Source organism: Marinobacter sp. B-21 (assembly GCF_056857895.1).
Genome location: NZ_JBSXNZ010000061.1, coordinates 17655 through 30753, shown reverse-complemented (window position 1 = coordinate 30753; position 13099 = coordinate 17655). Strand labels below are relative to the sequence as shown.

Genomic DNA, 13099 nt, shown 5'->3' with positions numbered 1-13099 from the left:
CAACAGCGGCAAGCACTTCCCAGTGACCTTCCGCCACTTTCACAAACTCCACTCGATCTCCAGGGCCAACCTTCATGTCGGTGCGGACGTTAGCCGGGATCGTAATTTGTCCTTTACTGGTAATCGTTGCTGTAGTCATTTCACCTTTCCTCTTACCAAAATCCTTACTATAGGTAAGGTATCAATTAGGCAAAAAAATAGCCAGCGCTGACTCATGTTTTCCTGTCGGGTTTAAGCGCCTCGGTTTCGGCCATAACGAGGTGTTCATGGCCGGCAAGTGGGAGATCTGGAAAGATATCTTTCTATTGGAAAAAGGCACCAACACTGTATGGCTGCACAGAATTGGTACCTTTGTAGCCCGGCCCTCTTGCCTGAATCCACTTTAAGTGAACGGCTTGCGCCTCGGCGGGTTTTTTGTGGCTGTTATCCGGTCTCTTCCGGGATCAGGGGAGGCGGAAAGCCGCCCAGTTCCTTCCAGCGATTGACGATACCGCAGAACAGGTCTGCCGTTTTTTCGGCATCGTAGGCGGCTGAGTGGGCTTCCTTGTTACTGAACGGAATGCCGGCCAGCTTGCAGGCCTGGGCCAGGACGGTATGGCCGTAGGCGAGGCCCGCGAGGGTGGCGGTGTCGAAGGTCGAAAAGGGATGGAACGGATTGCGCCGGATATCGGAACGCAGTGCGGCTGCGAAGATGAAGTTGTGGTCAAAGGTCGCGTTGTGGCCAACCAGAACCGCCCGTTTGCAGTCGTGGTTTTTGACGGCCTTACGGATCGGATTGAAGATTTCGCTCAGGCCTTCCCGCTCGGGCACCGCCTCCCGTTCCGGATTCCAGGGGTCAATGCCGGTAAAGTCCAGGGCGGACTGCTCCAGATTGGCGCCTTCAAAGGGATCAATCTGCTGCACGTGGGTTTCGGTACGGCGCAACCAGCCGTCGTCGTCCATGGTCAGGATAACGGCTGCCACTTCCAGCAACGCGTCTCGCTCGGGGTTGAAACCGGCGGTTTCCACATCGACAACAACGGGCAAAAAGCCGCGGAAACGGCGGGACATAGGGTGCGGTGGTTTGTTTTCGTCAGTCACTCAAGCTCCGGTCTTGGCCGTGTGTGAGAAGGAATCAGCTATGTTTCGCCAGCCGCCAGTGAACAGTTTCACCGGCTTTCAGCGGCACAATGGTGCCCTCAACCAGGGGCAGCTCCCTGGGCATGGTCCAGGGCTCACGAACCAGGGTGATGGTGTCGGTGTTGCGCGGCAGGCCATAGAAATCGGCGCCGTTGAAGCTCGCGAAGGCCTCGAGTTTGTCGAGAATGCCCAATTCTTCGAAGATGTCGGCATACAGGCCGATGGCGCCGTAGGCGGAGTAACACCCGGCACAGCCGCAGGCCGCTTCCTTGCGATCTTTGGCGTGGGGCGCGGAATCGGTTCCCAGGAAGAAGCGTTGGTCACCGCTGGCAACGGCGTCCCGCAGGGCCTGCTGATGGCGGTTGCGCTTGAGGATTGGCAGGCAGTAAAGATGTGGGCGAATGCCACCTACAAGCATGTGGTTGCGGTTGTACATCAGATGCTGGGGCGTCAGGGTGGCGCCCAGGTTATCACCGCTATGCTGTCTCACAAAGTCCGCCGAATCGGCCGTGGTGATGTGCTCCAGTACTATCCGGAGGTTCGGGAATGCTTCCAGAGTCGGGGCCAGCACCCGCTCCAGAAAGACCTTCTCCCGGTCGAAAATGTCGATATCGGCATCGGTCACCTCGCCATGCACCAGAAGCAGCATGCCGCAGTCGGCCATGGCTTCCAGTACCGGGTAGATGTTCCGGATGTCCTTCACGCCGGAGGCGGAATTGGTGGTGGCGCCGGCCGGGTAGAGCTTTGCGGCCACGATGCCAGCGGCTGTGGCCTCCCGGATGGTTTCCGGGGTAGTGCTTTCGGTCAGGTACAGGGTCATCAGTGGTTCAAAGCCGGTGCCGCTGGCGGCTGCAAGGATCCGGTCCCGGTAGGCGGTGGCATCCGCTGCGGTTGTTACCGGTGGTGCCAGGTTGGGCATGATGATGGCCCGTCCGAAACAGGCCGCAGTGGCAGGCACGACGTCCCTCAGGATATCGCCGTCCCGGACGTGGAGGTGCCAGTCGTCGGGGCGGGTAAGAGTAAGCTGGTCTGTCATGGCAGTTGTCCGCAATACCTTTGGCGAGGCCGGGCCGGAAAAATTGGCAAGGCCGGGGCTGAAAAATTGGCAAGGCCGGGGCTGAAATTAAAGGACCTTGAAAAAATTTGCCGGATTATACCAGAAGGGGCCGGCGATTGTTTTCGCCTGGGGGCTAAAGAAACACGGACGAAGGCCGTTAAACACTCAAAGCTTTTTAACTCCCTGATACCGATGGCAACCGATATGGGATTCCGCCCCCGCAACAATCCGATGACTGTGCTGGCCGCCTGCCTTTTCAGTGTGTTTTTGCCCGCAAGTGGGCAGGCTGCGAGCTATGGTGCTGGTATTGAAAATAGCCAGTGGTACCTGGCCGAGTCGGTTTTCGAATGTCGCCTGGTGCACGAAGTGCCCGGTTATGGGCGAGCGGTTTTCTATCATCGCGCCGGCGAAAGCCTGTCGTTCTTTCTGGAATCTGAATCGCCGCTGATGCGCCCGGGGCGGGGTAGCCTGGTAGCAGAAGCGCCATCCTGGCGCCCGGGTGTGGCGCCGCGGCCCTTGGGAACGGTCAATGTCTCGGATGATCGCCGCCAGGTCACTCTGGATACCCGCCTGGCCTTTGTTCTGGCTCGCGGCCTGCTTGATGGCATGCGCCCCGTCGTTACCCGGGAGTCCTGGTTTGACGGCCGGCCGGTGCGGGTATATGTGTCCAACATCAATTTTTCCGGCGAGTATCAGCAATACCAGCGCTGTACTTCCAACCTGCTGCCGGTGAATTTTGACCAGATCCGCCGCTCACGCATTCCGTTTGCCAGCGGCAGCAGCCAGTTGTCGGATCGGGACAGGAAGTTGCTGGAAAATATTGTGACCTATGTGATTGCGGACTCGACAGTGGAACGGATTTTCGTGGATGGCCACAGTGACAGTATTGGCAGCCGGATCAACAACCGGGCCCTCTCGGAAGATCGTGCCAATGTGGTGGCGGATTACCTCAAGGCCCGGGGGCTTGATGAAAACATGATTACCGTCAGGGCCCATGGCGATCAGTACCCGGTATCAAACCGCCCGGCGGACAATCGCCGAACCAACATTCGCCTGCAGCGGGCCGGTGACCAGCCGGAACTGCAACAGGCCAACGGCTACGGCGGGGATCTCCGGGGATAACCGGGATCAGTAAACCGAATTCAGCACTTCCAGATGGGCGTTCACACTCTCCGCCAGAGCACGCAGGTGGTACCCGCCTTCCAGCGTTGAAATGATCCGGTCGTTGCTATGTTCATGGGCAACGCCCACAATCATTTCTGTCAGCCAGCGGTAGTCTTCAGCATCCAGGTTCAGCTCCGCCATCGGGTCCAGTCGGTGGGCGTCAAAGCCCGCTGAAATAACGATCAACTGGGGTTTGAAGTCGTTCAGCCGCTTCAGCCAGCCCGCCTCCACCCGCTTCCGGTACTCCTCTGAGGAACAGTTCGCCTCAATCGGAATGTTCACAATATTTTCCGCTTGCCGGTGCACGTGGGAGTGCGGGTAGAAGGGGTGCTGGAAGCTGGAGCACATCAGGATCCGTTCATCACCACTGACAATATCCACCGTGCCGTTGCCCTGGTGCACATCAAAATCGATGATCGCGACCCGTTCGAGATGATGGAAGGTCAGCGCGCGCATGGCGGCCAGGGCGACGTTGTTGTAAAAACAGAAGCCCATGGATTTGGCGCGCTCGGCATGGTGGCCTGGCGGGCGGGCACAGACAAAGGCATTGGTTACCTGGCTGCTCATGACCATATCCACCGCCTGGATATTGGCGCCGGCGGCCAGGCGGGCGGCGCGAAGGGTATCCGGCATCATGGCGGTATCCGGGTCGGTAAACACCCGGCCCCGGGTCGGTTGCATCAGGTCGAGCTGGTGCAGGTATTTTTCCGGGTGCACCGTCAGAAGCTGATCACGGGTAATTTCCTCCGGCCGGACCCAGTCGAGCTTCTGGTCCAGCCCGGTATCCGCCAGATAACTGATGATGGCCGCAAGTCGCTCCGGGCTCTCCGGGTGCTCCGGGCCCATGTTGTGTCTCATGAAGTCATCGTGGGAAAAGAATGCCGTGGTCATACGTCTCGGGCTGCCTTCAATATGCTTATATTTTCTCCAAGCTTATCAGGGAAAACCACAGGGTGCCGTGTTTCTTTGGTCTTATAGAGACGATAGCCATTTCACATCTGCGGTTCACGGCATAAGATAAGGGTCGCATCCATAAGTAACCTGTTTTATTGCATTTATTACCTCAACGGCCTTCCGGCCGGACAGAAGGAGAGTCAGCTTGAGCACCCGGTATCTGGAGAGCCTTTTCAACCCTGAATCCATCGTGGTGACCGGTGCGTCGGAGCGCGCGGATAACCTTGGCGGCATGGTATTGAGGAACCTGATGGGGGGCGGTTATCCCGGACGGTTGCTGGTGGTTAACCAGAACGATTACGACAACGTGCACGGGGTACCCTGCGTCAGGAAGGTCTCGAAAATGGAGTTTTCCCCGGACCTGGCGATCATTTGTACGCCGCCGGATACCGTTGCCAAGACCATCAAGCGGCTCGGCGAGGCCGGGGTACGTACCGCCATTGTAATGACCGGTGGCATGTCCCGCACCCACAGTAAAACCGGGCAGCCCCTGATGTATGCGGTACGGGAGGCCGCCCGGGAAACCGGTATTCGGGTTCTTGGCCCCAACACCATTGGCCTGATGGTGCCGGCCCGAAGCCTGAACGCCACCTATGCCCACATGGGCGCGATTCCCGGTCGGGTGGCTTTCGTTGGCCAGTCGGGCACCATTGCCAGCTCGGTGATTGACTGGGCTTTCGCCCGGGGTGTCGGGTTTTCCTATTTTCTGACCCTTGGCGATGGCATGGACATCGATCATGACGATCTGATTGATTACCTGGCCCAGGACACCCAGACCCGGGCCATTCTTCTACACATTGAGAACATTCCTAACGCCCGTCGTTTCATGTCGGCGGTCCGGGTGGCTTCCCGCACCAAGCCAGTGATTGCGGTGAAATCCGGCCGGGTGCCGGAATCCGAGTGGTTTCCCCATGAATTACCGGCCGGGCTCAAACGCAGTGACCCGATCTATGATGCCATGCTGCAGCGTGCCGGTGTGCTGCGGGTTGACGGTCTGGGGCAGATGTTCGATGCCCTGGAAACACTGACGCGAATGCGACCGCTCCGGCGGGAAACGCTGGCGATCATGGCCAATGGAGTAGGGCCGGGGGTGCTGGCGGTGGACCGGCTGGCGGACCTGGGCGGTGAGCTGGCGGAGTTGTCGGAATCCAGCATCGAGGCGTTGGCCCAGCTGCTGCCCCCATACTGGACCCGCAAAAACCCCATTGACCTTAACTACGATGCGTCTCCTGAGCTTTACGCCAAGGCCATTAAGATCCTGGCCAAGGATCCGGAAGTGGCGAATGTGCTGGTGATGTACGCACCCAGCCTGACCGAAGACAGTCTCCAGATTGCTGACGCGGTGGTGCAGGCTTCCAAGGGCACCCGCCTGAATGTGTTCACCTGCTGGTTGGGCCAAAGTACGGTCATGGATGCCCGGGAGGAGTTCTATCGGGCCGGGTTGCCGTCGTTCTTCAATCCGGAGAAGGCGGTGATGGCGTTCATGCAGCATGTTCGCCATCAGCGGGTTCAGCGGCTGCTGACGGAAACCCCGGAATCCTTTACCGATCATTTTGCCGACCGCACTCACACTCGTAAGGTGGTCATGAGGGCATTGCGTTCGGGGCGCTACCACTTGTCCAACCGCGAAGCCCGTGATCTTGTTCGGGACTATGGGGTCAGCACCATTGACACGATTTACTGCGATGACATGGAAGAGGTGCTGGAGGCCTTTGCGGTTGAACGCAGGCCGATCGATATCACCATCATTCATGAGCAGGCCTGCCACCCATTCCTGAATCTCAGTCCGACACAACGGCGCTACAAGGGCACCGTGCAGAAGCTGAACAGTGAAGCAGCCATCATGGATTCCTGCCGCTACCTGATGGAGGAATATCAGAGTCACTTCCCGGACAGTGGCTTTCTTGGGTTTGCGGTGCAGCGTTCCTACCAGCATGTGGGTGGTATCGAGTTCAGCGTTGGCATCACCCGGGACGCGCTGTTTGGCCCACTCGTGGTCTGCGGTGCCGCCGGTGCCCAGATCAACGTGATGACCGACCGCCAGATCGCTTTGCCGCCTCTGAACATGGTGCTGGCAAGGGAGCTTCTGCGCCGCACCTATATGTACAAGCTGCTCAAGGAACACAGCCTGAAGCCGGAGGAGGATATCCGGGCGGTTTCTGAAACCCTGGTGACACTGTCCCAGATTGTGATCGACATTCCGGAGATTCAGGGCCTGGAGATCGCGCCCTTGCTGTTTAACGAACAGGGGGCTGTAGCCGTGAATATCGCCATCAACCTGGCGGACAAGCCCGGCCGGCCGATTATCCAGCCTTACCCCAGAGAGCTCGAAGAGTGGATTGTGCTACCGAAATCCGGCCGGCGGGTGATTATCCGGCCGGTACTGGCCGAGGATGAACCTGCCCACCGGGCCTTCCATGAGTTGCAGTCGCCCGAATCCATCCGCTACCGGTTCTTCCAGTACCGCAAGCACTTCTCCCGGGAAGACGTGGCCCAGATGGTGCAGATTGATTACGACCGGGAAATGGTGTTCATCGCCAACGCGCCAAAGGAAGACGGCGAGGGTGAGGAAACCCTTGGAACCGTGCGAACGTGGACCGACGCCGACAACCTACAATGCGAGTTTGCGGTGATGGTGCACGACAAAATGAAGGGTGAAGGCCTGGGCGTTGCACTGATGCAGAAAATGATCGACTACTGCCGTGCCCGGGGCACCATGGAAATGGTCGGAAACGTGCTGCCGGACAACCGCCCGATGTTGCAACTGGCGGAGCATCTGGGTTTCGAGATCAAGTTCAACACGGAAGAGGAAGTGATGGATCTGCGGCTGGTTCTGAATGAACCGGAAAAGGACTGGCAGCGGGAGCGGTTGGGGAAAATGGGGTCAGATGAAAATGGGGTCAGATGAAAAGTTCATCTGACCCCATTTTCATCTGACCCCGAGTTCACGAGTTCAGGCGACAATCGCCGAGCGGTCTTCGCCGCCCAGGGCTTCCAGCAGTCCCGGAATCAGCCTGGACAGCTCCAGGGTCATCAGGGTGAAGGCTGCGTCGAACTTGGCCGCCGCGTCGTCCGCATCGACGTCGTCGAGCTGGTCCTGGAGGGTTTCGCCGAATTTCAGGCGGCGGATGCCCAGTTCCTCATCCAGCACGAACGAGACGTTGTCATCCCAGGTGAGAGACAGTTTGGTAACCTGCATGCCGGCGTCCAGATGATTGCGGATTTCGTCCGCTTTCAGGTCCAGGCCTTTGCAGCGCACCACGCCGCCGTCCTCGGACGGATCTTTCAGTTCGCATTCACTGCCCAGAACCACTGTGCCGGGTAAATCAATGGATTCGTTCAGCCAGCCGGTAAAGGTGAAGGCGGGTGCCTGCTCCACGGCCGGTGGGCGCACCGGTAGCGAACCCAGGCTCTTGCGCAGGGTTGAGGCCAGATCTTCGGCCTGTTTCGCAGAGCCGGCGTCAACGACCAGCACACCGTCCTGTGGTGCGAGATAGGCAAAACAGCGGCGATTCCTGGAGAAGGCCTGCGGTAGCATCTCCAGCATCACCTGTTCCTTGATCTCGTCCTTTTCCTTGCGGCGAACTTTGCGGCCCTGCTCGAATTCAATGGCTTCTGCTTTTTCTTCAACCGCTTCCTTGACCACCGGGCCGGGAAGAATCTTCTCTTCCTTGCGCAGGGCAATCAGATGGTAGCCGTTGGCGCTGTGAACCAGCAGCTCACCATGCTTGCCCAGCGGCGGCACCCAACCCTGGCGGCTGGTTTCCTGGGGACCGCAGGGCTTGAAGGCGTCCTCCCGGAGCTTTTCTTCCAGCTCTTCGGCGGAGATATCAAACGGTTTGGTAAAACGGAATACGCGAGCGTTGCGAAACCACATCAGGGCTGGTCCTTGTCTTTCATATTTGCATGATCTCTACGAGTACGGTTTTAACGATAAAGCCCACAACACCGGCGCCCAGTACGGTAAACAGGGCAATGGTGCCGAATTTTCCGGCCTGTGATTTCTTGGCCAGATCCCAGACGATGAAACCCATCCAGACAATCAGGCCGGTCAGAAACACCAGCATGGCGATCTGGGAAAACACTGCTTCGTTCATTGTTTACTCCGATATCAACGTGGATCAGGAAGCCTCAGGTTGACTCCCTATTGTTCATCCCGCAGGAAAACCCAGTTGTTCTTATCGGATTGGTCTTCGCTGAAGTAGTAGCCTTCGAGGTTGAACCCCTTGAGGTCGTCGGCTTGTTTAATGCGGTTCTGAATGGCAAACCGACACATCTGGCCGCGGGCTTTCTTGGCGTAGAAGCTGATCATCTTGTACTGACCATTCTTCCAGTCCTTGAATTGGGGGGTAACCAGCCGGCCTTCAAGGTCTTTCTTCTTTACGCTTTTGAAATACTCGTTGGAGGCAAGGTTCACCAGTACGCCGTCATCGTCTGCCAGCAGGCGGTTGATCTCGTCTGTGATCTTGCTGCCCCAGAACGCATAGAGATCCTTGCCACGGCGGTTCTCGAACCGGGTACCCATTTCCAGGCGATAGGGCTGCATCAGGTCCAGAGGTTTCAGTACCCCGTACAGGCCTGAGAGCATGCGCAGGTGTTGCTGGGCGAACTCGAAATCCTGCTCACTGAAGCTTTCGGCGTCCAGGCCGGTGTACACGTCGCCCTTGAAAGCCAGTACGGCCTGGCGGGCGTTCTCGGGCGTAAACGGCGTGTGCCAGTTCCGGAAGCGCCCGGCGTTCAGCTGGCCCAGCTTGTCGCTGATGCCCATCAGGTTGCTGATCTGGTGCGGTTCCAGTTCCTTGAGCTGATCGACCAGCTCACAGGCTTCATCGAGAAAGTCCGGCTGGCTGTAGGTGCTGGTCGCCAGCGGGCTTTCATAGTCCAGCGTCTTGGCAGGGGAAATAACCATCAGCATGTCAGGCAATCCTCATTGCAGGAATGTGAGTAATTCATCCCTGGTAAAAGGCCAGTCCAGTTCCTCGCCGGTGTCGTTACGTCGCAACACCGGTATCCGGGTGCCGTAGCGTTCCACCAGCTCTTCGGACTGGGCAATGTCCACCACGTCTACCGGTATGGGTTCCGGCATCGGCGTATTTACAAGCAGGGCTTCGGCCAGTTCGCACAAATGGCACTGAGACGTAGTGTAAAAAAGCAGTTCCATTATTTCGGTTGTGCGTCCAGTTTTTGGCCGTTGACACCCTGGCTGTCCCTGCCCATGAGATACAGGTAAATCGGCATAAGGTCTTCCGGCGCCGGATTCTGCTGTGGGTTCTCCGCCGGGTAGGCGTGGGCTCTCATATTGGTACGGGTGGCGCCCGGATTCAGACTGTTTACCCGCACATTGTGACGCTCGTCATCCAGCTCTTCGGACAGCAACTGGCTGAGGCCCTCTACCGCAAACTTGGAGACTGCGTAAGCGCCCCAGTAGGCCCTTGCTTTCCGGCCGACGCTGGAGGAGGTGAAGATCACCGAGGCATCGCCGGATTTGCGCAACAGGGGAATCATCGCCCGGCTCAGGAGAAAGGGGGCCGTGGTGTTCACGTGCATGACCTTGTTCCAGGTTTCCGGGTCGTACAACTCCACCGGGCATAGGTTACCCAGGATGGCGGCGTTGTGCAGCAAGCCGTCCAACTGGCCGAAATTATCTTCCAGGGTCATCGCAAGTTCTTCGTAATCCTTGACTGCCGCCCCCTCGAAGTTCATTGGCACAATGGCAGGTTTCGGGTGGCCCGCGGCCTCGATTTCGTCGTAAACCGTTTCCAGCTTGCTGACAGTGCGGCCCACAAGTACGACAGTCGCACCATGGGCGGCATAGGCTTTGGCGGCGGCCCTGCCAATGCCGCTTCCGGCACCGGTAACCATGACGATACGGTCTTTCAGAAGATCCGCGGGTGCTTGGTAATCATGCATAATCTGTCTCCGTGTCAAGCTTTTCCCGGCCTGGAAGCCGGATCGTCAAATTGGCTGGCTATTGTAACAGCTTTGCCAGATCGGTGACGGTGTCGGCGATCAGGTCGGCTTGCCACAGGTCAATGCTCTCCGGTTGCTCGATGTAACCGTAGCGCACCGCAATGGTTTTCATGCCGGCATTACGCCCGGCTTCGATATCACGTTCGTGGTCGCCCACATAAATTCCTGTGCCGGGCTCCGTGCCCATTTGGTGGCAGGCCAGGATCAGAGCTTCGGGGTGAGGTTTGCGTTGGGCAACGTGATCCGGGCAGACCAGCGCCGCACAGCGGTCTGCCAGATCCAGTGCCTGGATCAGCGGTACGGCGAACCGGGCCGGCTTGTTGGTGACAATGCCCCAGGGTATTCCCCGCGCCTCGAGGGCTTTCAGAAGCTCGTCCATGCCCTCAAACAGTGTGGTTTCAACCGCCACGCCTGTTTCGTAGAGATCCAGGAAGGCCGTGTGCTTTTCCAGATAATCCGGATCTTCCGGTTTCAGCCCGAGCCCGACCCGGATCATCGCCCGGGCGCCGTTGGAGACCGAGCGGCGAATGTGTTCCGGGGGCAGGGCAGGCAGTCCATGCTGTTCCCGCAACTGGTTCAGGCAGCGGATAAAATCCGGTGCCGTGTCAATCAGCGTTCCGTCCAGGTCAAACAGGACAGCAGAGGGCTCAGTCTTCACGGATATCCCTGGCATGCATCAGGTAGTTCACGTCCACATCCCGGCTCAGTTTGTAGATCCTGGTGACCGGGTTATAGGTCATGCCGGTAAGCTCACGGACATCCAGTCCGGCGTGACGCAGGTGATCGGACATCTCCGAGGGCCGGATGAATTTTTTCCACTCGTGGGTTCCCTTCGGCAGCAGCCTGAGCACGTATTCGGCACCGACAATGGCGAACAGGAACGACTTCGGATTGCGGTTGATGGTTGAGACGAACAGATGGCCGCCGGGCTTGAGCATGGCGGCACAGGCCCTGATCACCGATGCGGGGTCCGGCACGTGTTCCAGCATTTCCAGGCAGGTGACCACATCGTACTGGCCGGCATGCTCGCTGTCCTGGGCCAGTTCTTCCACGGTTATCTGGCGATAATCTACATCAACCCCGCTTTCCAGGCCGTGCAGCCGCGCCACGGAGAGTGGCGCCTCGCCCATGTCGATGCCGGTTACGTGGGCGCCGCGCCGGGCCATACCCTCGGACAGCAGGCCGCCGCCGCAGCCGACATCCAGTGCTCGCTTGCCAGCCAGGGAGACCCGCTCGTCAATGTAGTTCAGGCGCAGGGGATTGATGTCGTGCAGCGGCTTGAATTCGCTGGTGGGATCCCACCAGCGGCTGGCCAGGGCTTCAAACTTGGCGATTTCATTCCGGTCTACGTTCTGGTTTGTCATGGTTGGTTCTGCCTGGTGAATCAATAGAAAATCGGTTGGTCAGTGTGTTTGCGGATTCGCCCGGCCCAGTCATCGACCCGAAGCATGAGATCGGCGACATCAATTCGGGTAAGCCGGCCATCCTGTAGTTGCGGTACGCCGTTTATCCAGCTGTGGCTTACTGACCGGCCGTGGTTGCTGTACACGAGGTGGGAGGCGGGGTCATAAACCGGCTGCAGGAACGGGTCGCTCAGGTCAATGGCTATGATGTCGGCCAGCTTGCCCGAAACCAGGGAGCCCAGCTCGTGATCCCGGCCGAGGGCCCGGGCACCGTTGATGGTGGCTATTTCCAGGGCCCGGTGCGCCGACAGCGCGGCAGCGTCCCCGGCCACAACCTTGGCCACCATGGCAGCGGTGCGCATTTCACCGAACAGGTCCAGATCGTTGTTGCTGGCGGCACCGTCCGTACCGATGGCAACGTTTACTCCGCTATCGAGGAGTTTCTGGACCGGACACAGGCCACTGGCCAGCTTCAGGTTGGATTCCGGGCAATGGATAACCTGGGCCCCAGACTGCTGAAGCAGGCTGATATCGCTGTCATCGATCTGGGTCATGTGTACGCACTGGGTTTCCGGGCGCAACACGCCAAGCTCTGCCAACCGGGCTGTTGGGCGCTTGCCGAGTTTTTTACTGGCCTCGGCCACTTCGAAAGCCGTTTCATGCAGGTGTATCTGGATCCGTGCGCCGGTGTCTTCTGACAGCCGGACCGCTTCGGCCATGGGGCCGTCTGACACAGTATAGGGCGCATGGGGGCCAATGGCCGACATGATGTAGTCATCGGCCTTCCAGGTGTCGATAAACGCTCGCCCTTTACTCAGATACTCCTCCGGTCCTGAACCCCAGGGGGTGGGGGCATCCAGTAACGGAAAGCAGATCTGGGCGCGGATACCGGCGTCGTGGGCGACCTGGGCCGCAATCTCGGGGAAGAAGTACATGTCCGAGAAAGTGGTGGTGCCTGTGCGCAGCATTTCGGCCATGGCCAGCTGGGTGCCATCGGCAATGAACGGCTCGCTGATAAAGCGACCCTCGGCCGGCCAGATGTGATCGTTCAGCCAGGTCATCAGCGGAAGGTCATCCGCCATGCCCCTGAAGAGTGTCATCGCCGCGTGGCCGTGCATATTGATCAGGCCAGGCATGACCACATGATGCGGCAGATCAACCGTTTCGCGGGTTCTGAACTCCCGGTCTGCCTGCTGTTGGGGAATAATCCCGGCAATCCGGGTTCCCTGAATGATCACTGCCTGGTTCTCAAGCACCATGCCCGCCGGCTCAATCGGGATCAGCCAGCGTGCGTTGATGCGAATATCGGCTGCGGTGATGGTGTCGGCCGTCATTAACCCTGCCTTCCAGCGGTTGGCGCGGTGCCGCCGCGCTATGGAAATGTAGTCCGGAAGTATAACCGTTATACTGAAGCTTTTCAGCGCTGCAAACC

14 protein-coding genes are annotated in these 13099 nt (G+C 58.7%); 2 read left to right on the top strand and 12 right to left on the bottom strand.

Translation table 11 applies throughout. The annotated features are described in order from the left end of the window. The 3 genes from AC13C0_RS06925 to pyrC all read right to left on the bottom strand — a co-directional run. The coding region (locus tag AC13C0_RS06925; RefSeq protein WP_482953755.1) for an AbrB/MazE/SpoVT family DNA-binding domain-containing protein at positions 1 to 139 on the bottom strand (139 nt) is incomplete at its 3' end. 284 nt (positions 140 to 423) lie between these two features. Next, positions 424 to 1080, bottom strand: coding sequence for a ribonuclease T (rnt, locus tag AC13C0_RS06920; protein WP_117620105.1), 657 nt, complete (start codon positions 1078 to 1080; stop codon positions 424 to 426). A 34-nt stretch (positions 1081 to 1114) separates the two neighbouring features. Then, positions 1115 to 2155: a dihydroorotase gene (pyrC, locus tag AC13C0_RS06915; protein ID WP_117620106.1), complete on the bottom strand. Its 1041-nt coding sequence runs from the start codon at positions 2153 to 2155 to the stop codon at positions 1115 to 1117. A gap of 225 nt (positions 2156 to 2380) precedes the next feature. On the opposite strand from pyrC, the gene AC13C0_RS06910 reads away from it, so the two are divergent. Further along, positions 2381 to 3298 carry a flagellar protein MotY gene (locus tag AC13C0_RS06910; protein ID WP_117620484.1) on the top strand — a complete coding sequence of 306 codons (918 nt, stop codon included), beginning with the start codon at positions 2381 to 2383 and terminating at the stop codon, positions 3296 to 3298. 6 nt (positions 3299 to 3304) lie between these two features. On the opposite strand, the gene AC13C0_RS06905 is transcribed toward AC13C0_RS06910, so the two are convergent. Further along, positions 3305 to 4231: a histone deacetylase family protein gene (locus tag AC13C0_RS06905; protein ID WP_117620107.1), complete on the bottom strand. Its 927-nt coding sequence runs from the start codon at positions 4229 to 4231 to the stop codon at positions 3305 to 3307. 208 nt (positions 4232 to 4439) lie between these two features. Between AC13C0_RS06905 and AC13C0_RS06900 the strand changes: the two genes are divergently transcribed. Further along, the gene (locus tag AC13C0_RS06900) at positions 4440 to 7202 is read left to right on the top strand and encodes a bifunctional acetate--CoA ligase family protein/GNAT family N-acetyltransferase (protein ID WP_117620108.1); all 2763 of its coding nucleotides are present in this window, start codon (positions 4440 to 4442) and stop codon (positions 7200 to 7202) included. Positions 7203 to 7247: 45 nt separating this feature from the next. Here AC13C0_RS06900 and rdgC read toward each other — a convergent pair whose 3' ends face one another. From rdgC to AC13C0_RS06860, 8 genes are read right to left on the bottom strand one after another with little or no spacing between them, the layout of a single operon-like run. Further along, a complete protein-coding gene (gene rdgC, locus AC13C0_RS06895) occupies positions 7248 to 8171 on the bottom strand; it encodes a recombination-associated protein RdgC (RefSeq protein WP_117620109.1) in 924 nt (307 codons plus the stop codon). A 19-nt stretch (positions 8172 to 8190) separates the two neighbouring features. Then, complete coding sequence (locus AC13C0_RS06890; RefSeq protein WP_058090221.1) at positions 8191 to 8391, bottom strand: DUF2788 domain-containing protein; 201 nt, start codon at positions 8389 to 8391, stop codon at positions 8191 to 8193. A gap of 47 nt (positions 8392 to 8438) precedes the next feature. After that, on the bottom strand, positions 8439 to 9209 hold the full coding sequence (yaaA, locus tag AC13C0_RS06885; protein WP_341581629.1) for a peroxide stress protein YaaA: 771 nt from the start codon (positions 9207 to 9209) through the stop codon (positions 8439 to 8441). Positions 9210 to 9221: 12 nt separating this feature from the next. Beyond that, positions 9222 to 9455, bottom strand: coding sequence for a glutaredoxin family protein (locus tag AC13C0_RS06880; protein WP_117620111.1), 234 nt, complete (start codon positions 9453 to 9455; stop codon positions 9222 to 9224). Then, positions 9455 to 10204 carry a YciK family oxidoreductase gene (locus tag AC13C0_RS06875; protein WP_117620112.1) on the bottom strand — a complete coding sequence of 250 codons (750 nt, stop codon included), beginning with the start codon at positions 10202 to 10204 and terminating at the stop codon, positions 9455 to 9457. Before AC13C0_RS06875 ends, AC13C0_RS06880 begins: the two co-directional genes overlap by 1 nt. A gap of 58 nt (positions 10205 to 10262) precedes the next feature. Next, a complete protein-coding gene (gene gph, locus AC13C0_RS06870) occupies positions 10263 to 10937 on the bottom strand; it encodes a phosphoglycolate phosphatase (RefSeq protein ID WP_117620113.1) in 675 nt (224 codons plus the stop codon). Further along, entirely contained in the window at positions 10912 to 11628 is a 717-nt protein-coding gene (gene ubiG / locus AC13C0_RS06865) for a bifunctional 2-polyprenyl-6-hydroxyphenol methylase/3-demethylubiquinol 3-O-methyltransferase UbiG (RefSeq protein WP_117620114.1), read from the bottom strand. The genes gph and ubiG overlap by 26 nt, the downstream gene beginning before the upstream one ends. 20 nt (positions 11629 to 11648) lie before the next feature. Beyond that, on the bottom strand, positions 11649 to 13001 hold the full coding sequence (locus AC13C0_RS06860) for a TRZ/ATZ family hydrolase (protein ID WP_482954179.1): 1353 nt from the start codon (positions 12999 to 13001) through the stop codon (positions 11649 to 11651). Between the last annotated feature and the right edge of the window lie 98 nt (positions 13002 to 13099).